Origin of the sequence: Arthrobacter globiformis, from assembly GCF_030818015.1 — a bacterium.
GTDB classification, from domain to species: Bacteria; Actinomycetota; Actinomycetes; order Actinomycetales; family Micrococcaceae; genus Arthrobacter; species Arthrobacter globiformis_C.
The window spans coordinates 611,677-628,313 of the sequence record NZ_JAUSZX010000001.1 but is presented as its reverse complement, the minus strand read 5'-3'; the positions used below and the strand labels follow the sequence as shown (position 1 = coordinate 628,313).

The following is a 16,637-nucleotide window of genomic DNA, read 5'->3' as shown; positions in this document are numbered from 1 at the left end:
CCCGCCCCTGGCCCGAAGGCCGCCCGGCTAAACCCCCTCAGGGTTCCCCGAAACCGTCCCTGACCAGCCCCGCCACATACGCCACGGCCTGCTCGGCGTCGGGGCCGTACGCTTCCACGTGCAGCACTGATCCCTTGCCGGCGGCCAGCGTCATCAGCCCCGTCATGGAGGCGCCGTCCACTCCGTTCACGGTCACCTCCGCATCCAGCGCCGACAGCCCGCCGGCTATCTTGGCGGCTGGCCGGGCATGCACCCCTGCGAGGTTGACTAGCTCGAAATCGCCGCTGGCATCAGGGGTGGCCGGTACTGCAGGCTCTCCCGTCGCCGGGCCATATGCAGCCTGGCCGCTTGCAGTCAGGCCGCTTCCGGCGAGGTGGTCCTCGGCCTTGGGACGGGATGCGGGATAGCCATGCGTGGCCTCGGCTGCACGCCGGACAGCATGAACGCTGGCGCCGCCCTGGGCCGCCACCGCAGCCGCCACGAGCCCCTCCACAATAGGGGCGTCTGCGAGTAGCACCGGGGCGCCGCCCTCGGCGAACTCCATGGCGGACTCCGCCGTCATCACTGCTGACCCCAGATCGGCCAGCACCACGACGCCGTCGGCACCGGCAGCCGTTTCCAGCGCCGCCAGCACCTTCTCCATGCTGGTGCCGATCCGGCCGTCAGACGTTCCGCCCGCCGGAACCAGCATCACGTCCGGCGCCATCTGGGCCGCGAGTTCCACGGCGCCTTCGGCAATCTTGTCGCTGTGCGAAACCACCACGATCCGCACCGTCATGCGGCGGCTCCCGCAGCGGCGCGAAGAATAAGGGCACTTGAGGCGGCCCCCGGGTCCCGGTGGCCGGCGCTTCGCTCCCCGAGGTAGCTGGCCCTGCCCTTGCGCGCCACCAGCGGATCTGTCGCCACGGCTCCGGCCTCGGCAGCCTCCGCCGCGGCGATGAGCACTGCCAGCGTGTCGCCGTCGGCCGCGGCTGCTGCGGCTGCGTCAGCGGCCGGGGTCCAGGCATCAACCATCGTCTTGTCGCCTGCCTCCGCCTTCCCGCGGGCCACGATGCCGTCCCGCGCCGCCGTGAGGGCTGCGGCGAGCGCCGCGGCGTCCACATTCGCGGCATCACCCAGCGTGGTCGCTGCCCGCAGGAATGCCGTGCCATAGAGCGGCCCGGCAGCCCCGCCAACCTTCGACATCAGTGCCATGGCCGTCAGCTTGAGCGCTGCGCCGGGCGTTTCGGGAGGGGTTTCAGCCAGCTTGTCCAGCACCGCCTGGAAACCGCGGTCCATGTTCTCACCATGGTCCGAATCGCCGATGGCCCTGTCCAACTCGATGAGTTCCACCCTGTGTTCCGCCATCGCCTGGGCGGACAGCGTCAGCCATTTGACGGCCCAGGTCACGTCCAGCCCCACTGCTACACGCCCCAGCGCAGAGCGGGGGTGTGCACAGGTGCATCCCAGAGGGCCGTCATCTCGTCGTCAAGCCGCAGCACGGAGACGGAACAGCCCTGCATCTCAAGGGATGTGATGTAGTTCCCCACAAGGGAACGCTCCACCGCAATGCCCCGCTCCGCCAGAATCTGTGCGGCCCGGCGGTAGACGATGTACAGCTCGCTCAGCGGCGTTCCGCCCATGCCGTTCACGAACAGCAACACCTTCTCCCCGGATGCCGTTCCGAGGTCGCTGAGAATCGGCTCCAGCAGGCGGTTGGTGATGCCATCGGCATTCTCCATGGGGATCTTGTGCCGGCCCGGCTCGCCATGGATCCCGATGCCGATTTCGATCTCGTTGTCGTCGAGGTCAAAGCTCGGAGTGCCGGCGTGGGGGACGGTGCAGGCCGAGAGTGCGACACCCATGGTCCGCACATTCTGGTTGACGCGGTCGCCGATGGCCGCCACCGCCTCGAGGTCGTCGCCGCGCTCTGCTGCGGCACCGGCGATCTTCTCCACCAGGACCGTGCCGCCCACTCCCCGGCGTCCAGCCGTGTACAGCGAATCCTGCACCGCGACGTCGTCGTTGACGAGCACGGTACGGACTTCCACGCCCTCCGCCTGGGCCATCTCCGCCGCCGTCTCAAAGTTCAGGACGTCACCGGTGTAGTTCTTTACGATGTGGACCACGCCGGCGCCGGAGTTCACGGCGAGCGTGGCCGGAATGATCTGGTCGGGGGTCGGTGAGGTAAAGACGGCGCCGGGCACAGCGGCGTCGAGCATGCCGCGCCCCACAAAGCCGGCATGCAGGGGTTCATGCCCACTGCCACCGCCGGACACCAGGCCCACCTTGCCGGCAACGGGGGCATCCTTGCGCGTGACGTACTTCGGGTCTGCGCTGACGGTCACGAGGTCCGCATGGGCAAGACCGAACCCTTCCACGGATTCATCGACTACAGCGCGGGGGTCATTGATGAGCTTTTTCATGGCCGGCTCCTGGGCTCTCGGTGCTTCATTGACATCGGTCAGGATGTGCTCTGACCCTACTACCGGCACCGGCTGTGGGGAAGTTCGGGCTGCCCGCGTTGGTCCTCCGGCGAACAATTTCACCGGAAACGCGGAAGGGACAGCCCCCAATGCCGTCCCTTCCGGTTCTCAGATAGTTTATCCAGCAAATTTACAAAACGAAAGGGTTATTGCGCCGCAACTTTGAGCGGATCTTGATCAGTTTCCGCGGCAAACCCGAGATGGCACTGCAACGGTCGCGTGGTCAGGTCGCCGACCACGTCAATCCGCAACTACTGGAGTGAGCCATCAAACCCCCACGCAGGCTACAGAAGACCGCCGGGGTGCTGATCGCCCTGGCAGCGACAGGCACAGCCGCGCTGCTGTGGCTCGCCGTCACCGCAACCGTGCCGCCGGCGGCAACCGCCCCGACCAGGGGCATGCTGCTGGGGATCTGGGCGTACTTTATGTAGCCGACACGGGCTGCTCGGCCAGTTCCAGCGCAACGAATACATCAGGTGCGCGCGGGACATGAGTCACGGCGGGGCCGGGTCTTTGTGCTCACGGGAACCGCCTCGGTATTCCGTCCGGCGGCGCTGCAGGCCGTGGCAGAGAACCGCGGCTCGGCACTGCCCGGCGTGGCAGGGGACGTCTACGACACCTGGGCGCTCACCGAAGACAACGAGCTGACCATTGCCCTGAAGTCACTTGGCGGCCTCATGGTCTCCCCGCCGGAGTGCGCGGTGGTCACCGAACTCATGCCGACGTGGCGGACGCTCTGGGCCCAGCGCCTGCGGTGGCAGCGCGATGCCCTGGAGTACCTGGGTGCCTACGGCCTGACCCCGCCGACCGCCCGGTACTGGGCCCCGAAGTTCGGCCTCGGTTACGGCGTGATCGCCCTGAGTTCCTACCTGCTGCTGAGTCTACTGACGGTGCTCGCGCTGGACACGTGGATCTGGTTCCCCTTCTGGCTGGGGCTCGGCCTGCTTTTCTCGTTTGAGCGGATGGTCACCGTCTGGCGCGGAGGCTGTTGGCGCGCCTCCTGGCCCTGACCGTCGTCCCGGAGCTAGTGTTCGACATGTTCCTCAACGTGGTCTATGTGAAGGGCATTATCGACATGTCGGCGGGCCGGGAGGCCAGCTGGAAGCACCTGGCAAAGGCGGACTGAGCATGTTCGCGGCGTTGGCAGTACCCGCAGGGATGGTTCTGCCCGAGGCCCTGCTCTTCACCGACTGGTCCCGCGTCATGGCGGCCTTCGTAGCCGTGAACACCGTGATGTACGCCGCGCTGGCCGTGGCCAAGGTCCTCCCGAAGCTGCAGCCGCCGGACTGGAGACGCGGGCAACGGTCCGAGCCGCGCGGCATCTACCCGGACGGGCAGACGGGGCCCGGGCAGGCGGAACCGGAATCCAGCCGCGCGGCGGCCGGCCGCGCGAGGGTCGGCGCGGGCTCTAGAGAGCCTTGATCATCCGCGTGTTGCCGAGCGTGTTGGGCTTCACGCGCGCGAGGTCCAGGAACTCCGCCACGCCTTCGTCATGCGAGCGCAGCAGTTCGGAGTACACCTGCGGGTCCACGGCCGACTGGTCCGCCATCACCTCGAAGCCGTGCCGCTTGAAGAAGTCCACCTCGAAGGTCAGGCAGAACACGCGCGCGACGCCCAGCGCCTCTGCCTGCTTCAGGAGGCTCTCGACCAGGACGTGTCCCACGCCCTTGCCACGCCACGCATCCGAGGCCGCCAGGGTGCGGACTTCCGCGAGGTCCTCCCACATGACATGCAGGGCGCCGCAGCCGATGACCTCTCCGGCCGCCGACTCGGCTATGAGGAACTCCTGCAGGCTCTCGTAATAGGCCACCGTCTCCTTGGCCATCAGTATTCGCTCTTCCGCCAACGGCGCCACCAGTTTCTTGATGGCAGCCACATCGCTGGTCCGGGCAGGGCGAACAGTGAAGGAGTCAGTCACAGCCCCCATCTTACGGGGAGCACCATCAGCGCCTCCTAGAGGCCCAAATCCGCCGGCAGCCCGATGTCCTTGCCGAGGACGTTCCTGGCCAGGAAGTGTTCAACCACGCCGTACCAGACCTTGGCGTGCTGCGGCTGCAGGATCCAGTGGTTTTCGTCGGGGTAGAAGAGGAACCGGTGGCTGGTCTGCCCGTTCTCGTCGGTGGCGAGCTGGGACTTGGACAGCAGCTCGTACCAGAGCCGCAGGCCTTCCCCGATGGGCACCCGGTAGTCCTTGTCGCCGTGGATCACCAACATGGGCGTCCGGATCTTCTCGACGTGCAGGTGCGGGGAGTTCTCCAGCGCCATTTCGGCCGTCATTTCCTTGAGCCAGTACTGCGACGCGTCGGTGGTGGGCCCGAACTGGTCAAGCGCCCACAGGCTGGCGTGGGTCACGATCGCCTTGAAGCGGTCCGTCTGCCCGGCCACCCAGTTGGCCATGTAACCGCCGAAGGAGCCGCCCATCGCAGCTGTGCGGCTTTCGTCGATATCCGGCCGCTGCACCACCGCATCCGTGATGGCCATGAGGTCCGTGTATGGTGCCTTGCCCCAGCCGCCCCAGCCGCGCTGGATGTAGCCCTGGCCGTAGCCCGTGGACAATGCGGGATCCGGAAGCAGGACAGCGTAGCCCCGGGCCGTGAGCAGCCAGGGGTTCCAGCGCCAGGTCCAGGCATTCCAGGATCCCAGCGGGCCGCCGTGGATCCACAGCAGCAGCGGCGCAGGGCTCTCGGCGGAGGCCCCGGCGGGCAGGGCCAGGTAAGCGGGCACGCGTGAGCCGTCGGCCGCCGTCGTCTCCACCCGCTCCAGCGACCCTTCCGTTTGCGGCCGCTCCGCCGGGGACGGCAGCCGCGTCACGTCCCCGGCGGCGAGGTCGATCCGGACAGGCTCGGCGGGGAACTCGTACGAGCTCCGAAGCGCGTAGGCGCTGCGTCCGTCGGGTGAAACGACGACGTCGGTGTAGGCCGCCGCGTCCGGCGTCACGCGGGTGACGCTCCCCCGGGCGGCACCCGCCGCAACGTTGACGCTGAAAACCGGCGACGCGCCGTCGTCGTCCGCCGTGACCAGGAGGGTGGAACCGTCCGGGAGCCATGCCTCCGGGTGGGGCCACCGGTCCCAGCCGTGAGCCAGGGGCTGCAGGTCCTCCCGGCCAGCTTCGCCGGAGACATCAAGAAGGTGCAGCTTGACCTGCGGGGCAAGCTGCGGCGTGGTGTCGCTGACGCTGAGGACGGCGAGCGTGGCGCCGTCGGGGCTGACCGGCCCCGGGAAGAAATCCATCCCCTCCTCGTCGAGGAGCACCCGGAGGGTACCGGTGGCAACGTCGACGGCGGCCAGGACCGAGCGGAGGTCGGCCTTGGGCAGCGGCTTCAAAATGCTCGTGTAGAGGGTCTTGCCGTCCGGGCTGACCACCGAGACGGCCTCCCGGAGGCGGGACCCTGCCTGTGGGGTGAGGTTGCGCAGGGTGAGGGGCGGGGCGCTGTCCACGGTGGCGGGCCTGCCTGGTTCCTGCTCTGGCCCCGGCTCCACTGCGAAGAGCCGTGGCTGGGCGGGGCCGAGGTCCGCGTCCCAGTAGCGCACCGGATATTCGCTGTGCAGGATGGCCGCCACCTTGTTGTCCTTGCGGCTCTTGCGGCGCTCGGCGTCGTCCTCCTCGTCGCTGGAGCCGGCAAGAACAGAGGCAGTGACGAAGGCCGCGTTTGCGTCCCTGGCCGCCATGACCTTGTCCACGCCGCCGGCCCGCGACAGGACCACGCGGGCCTCGCCGCCATCTGCGGGGAGCACCCAGAGCGCACTGACGGGATCGCCGTCGGCCTCCTTGTCCGGATCCGGCCGGGCGGACGTGAAGTAGACGTCACCGTTGGCCGCGAACGCAGCCCCGGCTTCGCCCTTGGCACTGCGGGTGATCCTGCGGGCCTGCTTCTCACCAGCCGGGTCCAGCTCCCACAGCGCCGTGCCGTATTCGGTGCCCTTGCTGTTGAGCGTGGCGACCGTGGTCACCAGCCGCTGGCCGTCGGGGCTGAGGGCCAGGCCACTGACTCGCGGGATCGCCAGGTAGTGGTCGAGGTCGTGGAAAGGGGTCGCCGGTTGCTTACGCAGGATCGCTGCTTCTCCAGTTGACATGTGCTGATTCAACACCTCCTGTGCCCTGGATCACAGAAGGGTTCACTATTAGTGAAACAGTACTTTCAGAACTGCCCGGCTGCCATCCCAACGCAGGAGGCCCCGCCTGCCCCCTTTCGGGGGTTGGCGGGGCCTCTTGGCGATAGAGCGCGGCTGGGAGCCAGGCGCCTGAACTAGGCGCTCCGAACTAGGCGCTCGGGGCGATCTCCGGAATGCGCGGCTTGGCGTTGCCGGCGAAAGTGAACTTGGCGTCGTCTCCCTCGCCGTCCACATCCACCACCACGATGTCGCCTGGGTGCAGCTCGCCGAAGAGGATCTTCTCCGAAAGCTGGTCCTCGATCTCGCGCTGGATGGTGCGGCGCAGCGGCCGGGCACCCATGGCGGGATCGTAGCCACGGGTCGCCAGTAGCACCTTGGCAGCCTTGGTCAGCTCGATGCCCATGTCCTTGTCCTTGAGGCGCTTCTCCAGGCGCGTCACGAACATGTCCACGATCTCGATGATCTCGTCCTGCGTCAGCTGCGGGAACACCACAACGTCGTCAACACGGTTCAGGAACTCGGGGCGGAAATGCTGCTTGAGTTCCTCCGTGACCCGGGCGCGCATCCGGTTGTAACCGGTCTGGGTGTCCGTGCCGGACTGGAAACCGGTGGCAACGCTCTTGGAGATGTCCCGGGTACCGAGGTTGGTGGTCATGATGATCACGGTGTTCTTGAAGTCCACCACACGGCCCTGGGAGTCGGTCAGGCGGCCGTCCTCCAGGATCTGCAGCAGAGAGTTGAAGAGGTCCGCGTGGGCCTTTTCCACCTCGTCGAACAGGACCACGGAGAACGGACGGCGCCGGACCTTTTCGGTCAGCTGCCCGCCTTCCTCGTACCCGACGTAGCCCGGAGGGGCACCGAAGAGCCGCGATACCGTGTGCTTCTCCGAGTACTCAGACATGTCCAGGGTGATCAGCGCATCTTCTTCACCGAACAGGAACTCCGCGAGGGCCTTGGCGAGTTCGGTCTTGCCGACGCCCGTGGGGCCGGCGAAGATGAACGAGCCACCCGGACGCTTGGGGTCCTTCAGGCCTGCACGCGTGCGGCGGATGGCCTGGGACAGGGACCTGATGGCCTCGTTCTGGCCGACAACGCGCTTGTGCAGCTCGTCTTCCATCTTCAGCAGTCGCGAGGACTCTTCCTCGGTCAGCTTGAAGACCGGGATGCCCGTGGAGTTGGCCAGGACTTCAGCGATCAGGTCCTCGTCCACCTCGGAGATGTCGTCCATGCCGCCGGTCTTCCAGTGGCGTTCCTTCTCCGACCGCTCGGTGATGAGCTTCTGCTCCTTGTCGCGCAGCGCTGCGGCGCCTTCGAAGTCCTGCGCGTCAATCGCGGACTCCTTCTCCATCTTCAGCTCGGAGATGCGCTCGTCCATCTCCTTGAGCTCCGGCGGAGCCGTCATGCGGCGGATGCGGAGCCGGGCACCGGCTTCGTCGATGAGGTCGATCGCCTTGTCCGGCAGGAACCGGTCCGAAATGTAGCGCTCGGAAAGATTCGCGGCCGAGGCGAGGGCGCCGTCGGTGATGGTGACGCGGTGGTGTGCCTCGTAACGGTCCCGCAGGCCCTTGAGGATCTCAATTGCGTGCGCAACCGAGGGCTCCTTGACCTGGATGGGCTGGAAGCGGCGCTCGAGGGCGGCGTCCTTCTCGATGTGCTTGCGGTACTCGTCCAGCGTGGTGGCACCGATGGTCTGCAGCTCGCCGCGGGCCAGCATGGGCTTCAGGATCGAGGCTGCGTCGATGGCGCCTTCGGCGGCACCGGCACCCACCAGGGTGTGGATCTCGTCGATGAAGAGAATGATGTCGCCGCGGGTGCGGATTTCCTTGAGGACCTTCTTCAGCCGCTCTTCGAAGTCACCGCGGTAGCGGGAGCCGGCCACCAGGGAGCCAAGGTCCAGCGTGTACAGCTGCTTGTCCTTGATGGTCTCCGGCACGTCGCCGCGCACAATCGCCTGGGCTAGGCCCTCGACGACGGCGGTCTTGCCGACGCCGGGCTCGCCGATCAGCACGGGGTTGTTCTTGGTGCGGCGGGAAAGGACCTGCATGACGCGTTCCATTTCCTGCTCGCGTCCGATCACAGGGTCCAGCTTGTTCTCGCGGGCAGCCTGCGTCAGGTTCCGGCCGAACTGGTCCAGCACAACAGAGCCGGCGGGGGTACCCTCTGCCTGGCTCTGGCCGACGCCGGCACCGGTGGTTTCCTTGCCCTGGTAGCCGGAGAGCAGCTGGATGACCTGCTGGCGGACCCGGTTGAGGTCGGCACCGAGCTTCACCAGCACCTGCGCTGCCACACCCTCACCCTCGCGGATGAGTCCCAGCAGGATGTGCTCCGTGCCGATGTAGTTGTGGCCGAGCTGCAGGGCTTCACGCAGGGAAAGCTCCAGCACCTTCTTTGCACGCGGCGTGAAGGGGATGTGGCCGGAAGGCGCCTGCTGGCCCTGGCCGATGATCTCCTGCACCTGCTCGCGGACGCCGTCGAGCGAAATGCTCAAGGACTCAAGAGCTTTGGCGGCAACGCCCTCACCCTCGTGGATCAGACCCAAGAGGATGTGTTCGGTACCAATGTAATTGTGGTTCAGCATGCGTGCCTCTTCTTGGGCAAGCACAACTACGCGACGGGCACGGTCCGTAAATCGCTCAAACATTTCGCCACACTCCTAGCTACGACGTACTTTGATGCTACGTGGGGGAACCCTGACTTGGGGAGCTTGTTCGCCACAGGGGAAACCCGGGGTCTTGCACAGGTCTTGCGCGGGTCCGCGCAGCTGGCGTACCAGCCGCGCCGGTGCAGTGCCGGAGAAGGCTTTGAATAGCATCCGGACCCCAGCCGGCGGGCATTTCCCGTTTCCCTTGACAGGGTGTCGGAAATCACGCGGCGCGGATTGTTCCAAAGGGCCACGGATTGGCTTGCACAGCGTTGACGTTAAAACAGCCGGATTGCCGCGGCATGATTCCCGCGGGAGAGCATTGTCCGATTCCGCTGACCACCGAACTCGATTCCCCGCCTGGCGGCGGTTCTGATTAACGTCGGTTCTGATTAATGCGGACGGCACCGGCCCGGTTAAAGCGCAGCGCCCCCGTCAACCGGGGGCGCCACACATATGCTCAGAACGTTCAGGGCTCCAGGCTAGGAATTGGCCTTTTGGTAGGCTTCCTGGATTTCTGCCTGAATACGGCCGCGCGCGTTTACGGTGTAACCGTGGTCCCGTGCCCACTGGCGTATCTGGGCAGAGTCCTGACTGCGTCCTCCCGATGCCTTGGCACGGGTAGGGCGGCCGCCGGACGTTTTGCGGCCGGCTGAAACAAAGCGTTCCAGTGACGACCGCAGTTCTGATGCATTGGCCGAGGACAGGTCAATTTCATAACCGACGCCATCCAGCCCGAAGCGAACGGTTTCGTCCGCAGATCCCCCATCCAGATCGTCCACAAGGACGATATTGACTTTCTGTGCCATCAAAAATCTCTCTTTTGGAAAGGACGTGTAATCAGAAAAGCAGGATGTTTCCACCTGAAGTATCTCTCCCATTAAGGCAACGCGTCAAAACGCGCAATGGTTCCTTGGGGATAACTGAGGGGTATTAAAAGTCGCCTGCTATTTGTCTGATTTACTCGGCGGTTCGGAGGAATCGTCTCCGGCTGCTGCCTGGGCGTCGGCTTCTGCCTGCGCGCGTGCTTCGGCCTGGCGTTCTGCCTTGTCCGCATTAAAGATCGACTTCATGGCAAACCAAAAGAGCAAACCAACTACCAGCGAGGGCAGCAGTACGGCGACGTAGTCCATCATCAGTGGCCTTCGGGCTTGAGCAGGGGGAAGAGAATGGTTTCCCGGATGCCCGCGCCGGTGAAGAGCATGACCAGGCGGTCGATGCCCAGGCCGATGCCGCCCATGGGCGGTGCGCCGTACTCCAGAGCGCGGAGGAAGTCCTCGTCCAGCTGCATGGCCTCGACGTCGCCGGCGGCTGCGTGCATGGACTGTTCGGTGAGGCGTTCGCGCTGGATGACCGGGTCAATGAGCTCGGAGAAGGCGGTGCCGCGCTCCATGCCGCCGATGATCAGGTCCCAGGCCTCGATCAGGCGGCCGTCCTCGCGGTGCGGGCGGGCCAGCGGCTGGGCGGACGGCGGGTAGTTGTAGACAAACGTGGGGTTCAGCAGGGTGGGTTCCACGATTTCGCCGAAGAGTTCCACGGCCAGCTTCTCGGCGTCCCACTTGGGGTCCACCTTGACGTCGTGCTTCTCGGCCACGGCGCGCAGTTCCTCGAGCGTGGTGTCCGGGGTGATCTCCTGGCCTACTGCTTCCGAAAGCCCCGGGTACACGGCCACCCAGGCCCAGTCACCGTCGAGGTTGATCTCCCCGGCCTCGGTCTGCAGCGTGCGTCCGGCCCCCACGGCGTCCGCTGCATCCAGGATGATCTCCTTGATGCGCTCGGCCATGACGAACTGGTCCGCCCACGCCTCGTAGCACTCAAGCGTGGTGAACTCCGGGCTGTGGGTCGAGTCCACGCCCTCGTTGCGGAACACGCGGCCCATGTCGTAGACGCGGTCGATGCCGCCCACCACGGCGCGCTTGAGGTACAGCTCGGTGGCGATGCGCAGCGTCATCTTCTGGTCGAACGCATTCATATGGGTTTCGAACGGCCGGGCCAGGGCGCCGCCGTGGACCAGCTGCAGAATGGGCGTTTCCACCTCGACGTACGTGTGGCGGAACAGTGTCTCGCGGATCGAGCGGGTGATGGCGGCGCGGGTGTAGACCATTTCGCGGGCCTCGTCGCGGACCATCAGGTCCACGTAGCGCTGGCGGACGCGGGTTTCCTCGTTGAGTTCGGCGTGCAGCACGGGCAGCGGGCGGAGCGCTTTGGAGGCCATGGACCAGGACTCGGCCATGACGGAGAGCTCACCGCGGCGGGACGAGATGACTTCGCCCTTGATGAAGACGTGGTCACCCAGGTCAACCAGGGCCTTCCAGTCCGCGAGGGCCTCTTCGCCCACGTTCGCCAGGCTGAGCATGGCCTGCAGCCGGGTACCCTTGCCGTCGGTGCCGCCTTCCTGCAGCGTGGCGAAGCACAGCTTGCCCGTGTTCCGGACGAACACCACGCGGCCGGTGACGCCCACGACGTCGCCGGTGGTCTCGTCGGCCTGCAGATGGGCGTACTTTTCGCGGATCTCGCTGAGCGAGTGCGTGCGCTCAACACCCACCGGGTACGCCTCCGACCCGCGTTCGATCAGCTTGGCGCGCTTGTCCATGCGGATGCGCATCTGTTCGCTGGCGTCGAGCGGTTCTGGGGCGTTCTTGGGGGCGGGGGTGTTTTGGGAAGTCACAGTCATCAAGTTTACCGGGACTTCCCGCATCGGAGTTCGGGACCCCGCACCTTGGAGTTTTTGTACGGATATTCGGCCTTCCGGGGCCTTTTGGGCACGATATCTGGACAAAAACTCCGGAGAGGCGGGGCATAGACTCGGGCTGTGGAGACCTGGACAGTTGAGACGGACGACGACGGCGGCCGGCTTGAGGTGCACTCCTTCAGGCCCGCCGCACTCACCCCCGCCAACGGTGGCAGCACCGCCGGCAACTCCGGCGGCACCTCCGCGAAAGGTGACCCTGCCCCGGTGCCGGCGCCCGGCGTCGTCGTTATCCACGGAACACTGGTGACCGACGCGCTGTACCGGCCGTTCGCCCGCAACCTGAGCCTCCTGCTGAGCCGGCCGGTGCACTGCTACAACCGCCGTGGCCGCGGCCGTTCTGCCCCCCAGCCGGACGACTATTCGGCGCAGACCGAGATCCGCGACCTGGCCGCCGTGATGAAGGCGACGGGGTCGGAGGACGTGGTGGCGCACAGCTTTGGCGGTTTCGTGGCGCTCCAGGCGGCGCGCGACATGCCGCTGCGCAGGTTAGTCACGTACGACGCGGCGGTGTCCCTTTCGGGCAACCTGAACCACCGCTGGCGGCCGGAACTGGAGCAGGCCGTGACGGAGGGGCAGCTCAACCATGCCTGGGCGCATCTGGTGCAGGGGCTGGCCACGGCCGGGCCGTTGTCGTACCTGCCCCTCGGCGCGCTGCGGATGCTGAGCATCATGTCCGCCCGGACCAACGTGGGCGCGGAAATGCGGGAGCTGCTGCCGACGGCGGTCAAGGAGATGCGGGCGGTGCTCGACGCCGACGCGGAGCTCGCGGATTTCGAGGAGCTGGCCACCCCCACGCTGATGCTCACCGGTGGCTGGAGCCCGGGATACTTTGCCGACACCGGCCGGCAGCTGGCGTCGGCCGTGCCGGCCATCGATTTCGCGGTGGTTCCGGGCCAGCTGCACGAGGGGCCGATCCGGCCGGGCAAGCGCCTGGCCATCCGGATGGCGCGCTTCCTGAACGGCACCGACGGAACCGTCCGGCCACTAAGCAGGAAGCGCCGGCGCAGGTAGCCGCTGGCTGTCAGCACAGGCCGGCCTCCGATAGGCTCGGAGCATGACTCGCGAGATCATCAGCACACCCGACGGCGGCAAGCTCGAGCTGTTCAGCACGGGCGCTGAGTTGGCCACGGCCGGCTCCGGCGTGGTTGTGGTTACGGCCTCCATGGTGACGGCGGCGGACTACACCCGCTTCGCGCAGAAGCTCAGCGCTTCCCTCGGCCGGCCGGTGCACACCTTCAACCGCCGCGGCCGGGGCGCCTCCTCTGAACAGGCCGGGGACTACACCCTGGACGTCGACATCCGCGACCTCGACACCGTCATGAAGCACACGGCCAGCACCGACGTCTTCGGCCACAGCTTCGGCGGTGCCGTGGCCATCCACGCGGCGCGGACCCTCCCGGTGGAGCGGCTCGCGGTCTACGACCCCGCGGTCTCCGTCAACCACAGCGTCACGGCCGACTGGACCACCGAATACGAACGGGCGACGGCTGCCGGGGACGACGACCGCGCCCTCGCGGTCCTGCTCCGCGGGCTCGAGGCCGAGAGCGCTTTCTCCTCCCGCATGCCGCTGTCCATGATGACCCTCGCCAACAAGCTCACTGCGGGAACGTCGGTGGGCAAGCAGATGCGCGAAATGATGCGCACCGGCGTCCGGGAGATCAAGGCGATCATCGCCGCGGACATGCCGGCCGAACCGTTTCTGGCGCTGCCGCTGGAGACGCTCATCATCGTGGGCGAGAAGAGCCCGGCCTACTTCGGTGTTGCCTGCGGCCAGATCCACGACGTCCTCTCCGGCTCCAGCTACACCATCCTGCCGGGCTTCGGGCACGATGGCGTCAACCGCGCGCCGGACAAGCTCATAACCGAGCTCAGCGAGTTCTTCGCCGGCTGAACCCGCAGGTTGCTGCGCGCCAGAACCACAGCGCGAACGTGCCAAAACCACAGCGCGAACGTACAGTTGAGGCCCCATTTCCGTTGGGAAGTGGGGCCTCAACTGTACGTTCGCGCTTGGTGGGTTGGTTTGGTGGGGGCCCCAAGTGTCCGTTCGCGCCTAGTGGGCGGCGGGTGCGCCTTCGGCGCCTGCCGTCTTCCGCATCATGGTGGAGAGTACGACGGCGGCAACGGCTATGACGGTCGCCGTCAGGAATGCGGCATTCATGCCCGCAACGAGGCCGGAGCCCGCGGAAACGAGGGCGAAGATTGACACGAGCAGTGCCGTGCCCGCCGCGCCGGCCACCTGCTGCAGGGTGCTCATGATAGCCGAGCCATGCGAGTACAGGTGCGGCGGCAGCGGGTTCAGGCCGGTGGTGAAGGCCGGCGTGAAGAGCAGCGCGAGCCCAAAGCTGAGCCCGACGTGCAGGGTGACGATCCACCAGACCGGAGTGCCGGCGTCGAGCATTGCGAACTGCCAGAGTGTCAGGACCATGAGCGAGGATCCGGTGACCGTAAGCGGCAGGGGGCCGACCTTGTCGAACAGGCGGCCGATCACCGGGCCGAGCAGGCCCATGGCGAGGCCGCCGGGCAGCAGGGCCAGGCCGGTCTCAAGCGACTGCAGGCCGCGGATTTCCTGCAGGTACAGCGGCAGCAGGATCACGGCGCCGAACAGGGCCACCATGGACACCACCATCAGCAGCACGGACACCGTGAACATCCGGAAGTTGAAGGCCCGGAGGTCCAACAGCGGAGCCTCGGACTTCTGCAGCCGGAGCTGCCGGAACGTGAACGCGGCAAGGCCGGCCACACCAACAACCAGCGCCACCACGGCCAGGGTGCTTGGGCCGCTGCTGCCGCCGTGGCCGCCGCCGATCTGGCTGAGACCGTACACGAGGCCGCCAAAGGCGGGGACGGTCAGCACCACGGAGAGGAAGTCTAGCCTGGACTTCCCGGTCTCCCCGACGTTGGTGAGGAACCTGGCACCAATGGCCAGCGCCGCCAGGGCAATGGGCAGGACAAAGATGAACATGAAGCGCCAGGAGAAGTGCTGCAGGATGAAACCGGAAACCGTGGGTCCCATGGCCGGTGCAACAGAAATGGCGATGCTGACGTTGCCCATCACGGCGCCGCGGCGGGCCAGCGGTACCAGCGTGAGGATGGTGGTCATCAGCAGCGGAAGCATGATGGCGGTGCCGCCGGCCTGGACGATCCGTGCCAGCAGGAGGATTTCAAAACCGGGCGCCGCGGCGGCGAGCGCCGTACCGCCGGCGAACAGGCCCATCGCGAGGAGGAAGGCGGACCGGGTCGACAGCCGCTGGAGAATGAAGCCGGTGGTCGGAATCACCACGGCCATGGTCAGCATGAACCCGGTGGAGAGCCACTGGACGGTGGGGGCATCCACGCGCAGGTCCACCATGAGCCGCTGCAGGGCAACGTTCATGATGGTTTCGTTCAGGATCACCACGAAAGTGGCCACCAGCAGCGTGACGATCACCGTCACGGACTCGCGGGACATCCTGTCCGACGGCGGCGCTGCGACGGCGGTTACAGGTGCTGCGGCCGGGGATGCGACGGGAGCGGCCGGCTCCTGGGCAGCTTCGCCGGACTGGCCGGGTTCGCCAGACCGGGCGGGTTCGCCAGACGAATTGGACGTGACTTTGGTAGACATGGCGAGGCCCTCAGGGAGTTGGAGTGGTGGCTGGCGGTCAGCGCCGCTGCAGACTCAACAGTGTAGTGGCCGGACCCATTCCCCACACAAGGGGTTTGAGCCACCTGGGATGTAACTCACCAGGCACTTCACTCATTAGGAGCGGAGCGGCACGTTGTCGATCAGCCGCACGGTGCCCACCTTCGCGGCAACCAGTGCCAGCCCTTCACCTCGGAAGGGCGTCTCGCGGCAGTTCTCGGCGAGCGGCTCCAGCGTGACGGGATCCACGACGTCGAGGTAGTCGAGCTGGACCAGCGGCTGGGACTCGATCAGTGCCATGGCCGAGCCGACATCAAGCGGCTCGTTGGCGTTCGCCCGCTCCTCAATGAGGTGCAGCGCGCGGGACAGGACCAGCGCTGCCTCCCGCTCCTCGTCCGAGAGGAACCGGTTCCGGCTGGACAGCGCCAGTCCGTCGGCGGCCCGGGCGGTTGGCACCGCAACGATCTCCACGGGAAAGTTGAGGTCCGCCACCATCCGGCGCACCAGGGCCAGCTGCTGCGCATCCTTCTGCCCGAAATAGGCGCGGTACGCCGGGAGTCCGCCGCCGGAACCGGCAACGAAGGCCCTGCCGCCGGGAAGGCCGGTGCCGGGGATACCCATGTGCAGCAGCTTGGCCACCACGGTCAGCGCGCCGTCGAAATGGCCGGGCCGCGACGCGCCCTCCCACTTCTCCCCCAGCGGACCGGAGGTGATCCTCACCATCGGCTGCCCGCCCGGGTACATCTCCCCGACGGACGGCGCAAAGACCAGGTCGACTCCCTGCTCCTCCAGAAGCGCCATATCCGCATCAAGGGTCCGCGGATACCGGTCCAGGTCCTGCGCCTCGCCAAACTGCAGCGGGTTCACAAAGATGGAGGCCACCACAACGTCGTTCTGTTCGACGGCGGCCCGCGCCAGCTGCCCGTGGCCAGCATGGAGGGCGCCCATAGTGGGCACGAGCCCCAGGGACGAGCCATTCTTCTGCGTCAGCAGCAAACGGCTTTGTGCCCGGAGGGAGTCCGCCGTTATTACGAGTCGGATTGCCAT

The 16,637-nt window shown here is 66.7% G+C and carries 17 protein-coding genes; 6 read left to right on the top strand and 11 right to left on the bottom strand.

Features of this window, described 5'->3' with window-relative positions:
* Positions 1–37 precede the first annotated feature (37 nt).
* Genes dhaM through dhaK form a run of 3 tightly spaced genes read right to left on the bottom strand, consistent with a single transcriptional unit; the run spans position 38 to position 2,405 of the window.
* Positions 38–778 (bottom strand): dihydroxyacetone kinase phosphoryl donor subunit DhaM, encoded by a 741-nt coding sequence (gene dhaM, locus QFZ23_RS02910; protein WP_306920439.1) that lies wholly within the window; start codon positions 776–778, stop codon positions 38–40.
* Complete coding sequence (gene dhaL, locus QFZ23_RS02905) at positions 775–1,401, bottom strand: dihydroxyacetone kinase subunit DhaL (protein ID WP_306920438.1); 627 nt, start codon at positions 1,399–1,401, stop codon at positions 775–777. The genes dhaM and dhaL overlap by 4 nt, the downstream gene beginning before the upstream one ends.
* A 2-nt stretch (positions 1,402–1,403) precedes the next feature.
* A complete protein-coding gene (gene dhaK / locus QFZ23_RS02900; protein WP_306920437.1) occupies positions 1,404–2,405 on the bottom strand; it encodes a dihydroxyacetone kinase subunit DhaK in 1,002 nt (333 codons plus the stop codon).
* 362 nt (positions 2,406–2,767) lie between these two features.
* Between dhaK and QFZ23_RS02895 the strand changes: the two genes are divergently transcribed.
* From QFZ23_RS02895 to QFZ23_RS02880, 4 genes are read left to right on the top strand one after another with little or no spacing between them, the layout of a single operon-like run.
* Positions 2,768–2,896: a hypothetical protein gene (locus QFZ23_RS02895; RefSeq protein ID WP_306920436.1), complete on the top strand. Its 129-nt coding sequence runs from the start codon at positions 2,768–2,770 to the stop codon at positions 2,894–2,896.
* A 45-nt stretch (positions 2,897–2,941) separates the two neighbouring features.
* Positions 2,942–3,475 (top strand): glycosyltransferase, encoded by a 534-nt coding sequence (locus QFZ23_RS02890; RefSeq protein ID WP_306920435.1) that lies wholly within the window; start codon positions 2,942–2,944, stop codon positions 3,473–3,475.
* On the top strand, positions 3,454–3,591 hold the full coding sequence (locus QFZ23_RS02885) for a hypothetical protein (protein ID WP_306920434.1): 138 nt from the start codon (positions 3,454–3,456) through the stop codon (positions 3,589–3,591). Before QFZ23_RS02890 ends, QFZ23_RS02885 begins: the two co-directional genes overlap by 22 nt.
* Before the next feature lie 2 nt (positions 3,592–3,593).
* Complete coding sequence (locus QFZ23_RS02880) at positions 3,594–3,887, top strand: hypothetical protein (RefSeq protein WP_306920433.1); 294 nt, start codon at positions 3,594–3,596, stop codon at positions 3,885–3,887.
* Here QFZ23_RS02880 and QFZ23_RS02875 read toward each other — a convergent pair.
* From QFZ23_RS02875 to lysS, 6 genes are all read right to left on the bottom strand, one after another.
* Complete coding sequence (locus tag QFZ23_RS02875; protein WP_043418058.1) at positions 3,874–4,392, bottom strand: amino-acid N-acetyltransferase; 519 nt, start codon at positions 4,390–4,392, stop codon at positions 3,874–3,876. The two genes, QFZ23_RS02880 and QFZ23_RS02875, sit on opposite strands and share 14 nt — an antisense overlap.
* A 26-nt stretch (positions 4,393–4,418) precedes the next feature.
* Entirely contained in the window at positions 4,419–6,539 is a 2,121-nt protein-coding gene (locus QFZ23_RS02870; RefSeq protein ID WP_306920432.1) for a prolyl oligopeptidase family serine peptidase, read from the bottom strand.
* 187 nt (positions 6,540–6,726) lie between these two features.
* On the bottom strand, positions 6,727–9,219 hold the full coding sequence (locus tag QFZ23_RS02865; RefSeq protein ID WP_306920431.1) for an ATP-dependent Clp protease ATP-binding subunit: 2,493 nt from the start codon (positions 9,217–9,219) through the stop codon (positions 6,727–6,729).
* Between the two features lie 482 nt (positions 9,220–9,701).
* On the bottom strand, positions 9,702–10,028 hold the full coding sequence (locus QFZ23_RS02860) for a histone-like nucleoid-structuring protein Lsr2 (protein WP_306920430.1): 327 nt from the start codon (positions 10,026–10,028) through the stop codon (positions 9,702–9,704).
* Positions 10,029–10,166: 138 nt separating this feature from the next.
* Positions 10,167–10,352 carry a hypothetical protein gene (locus QFZ23_RS02855; RefSeq protein WP_306926630.1) on the bottom strand — a complete coding sequence of 62 codons (186 nt, stop codon included), beginning with the start codon at positions 10,350–10,352 and terminating at the stop codon, positions 10,167–10,169.
* Between the two features lie 2 nt (positions 10,353–10,354).
* On the bottom strand, positions 10,355–11,893 hold the full coding sequence (gene lysS / locus QFZ23_RS02850; RefSeq protein ID WP_306920429.1) for a lysine--tRNA ligase: 1,539 nt from the start codon (positions 11,891–11,893) through the stop codon (positions 10,355–10,357).
* Positions 11,894–12,031: 138 nt separating this feature from the next.
* On the opposite strand from lysS, the gene QFZ23_RS02845 reads away from it, so the two are divergent.
* Positions 12,032–12,982 (top strand): alpha/beta fold hydrolase, encoded by a 951-nt coding sequence (locus QFZ23_RS02845; RefSeq protein ID WP_306920428.1) that lies wholly within the window; start codon positions 12,032–12,034, stop codon positions 12,980–12,982.
* Between the two features lie 43 nt (positions 12,983–13,025).
* Positions 13,026–13,862, top strand: a complete 837-nt coding sequence (locus QFZ23_RS02840; RefSeq protein WP_306920427.1) for an alpha/beta fold hydrolase — start codon at positions 13,026–13,028, stop codon at positions 13,860–13,862.
* A gap of 159 nt (positions 13,863–14,021) precedes the next feature.
* Here QFZ23_RS02840 and QFZ23_RS02835 read toward each other — a convergent pair whose 3' ends face one another.
* Positions 14,022–15,572: an MDR family MFS transporter gene (locus QFZ23_RS02835; protein WP_306920426.1), complete on the bottom strand. Its 1,551-nt coding sequence runs from the start codon at positions 15,570–15,572 to the stop codon at positions 14,022–14,024.
* 135 nt (positions 15,573–15,707) lie between these two features.
* Positions 15,708–16,637, bottom strand: a complete 930-nt coding sequence (locus QFZ23_RS02830) for a 4-phosphopantoate--beta-alanine ligase (protein WP_306920425.1) — start codon at positions 16,635–16,637, stop codon at positions 15,708–15,710.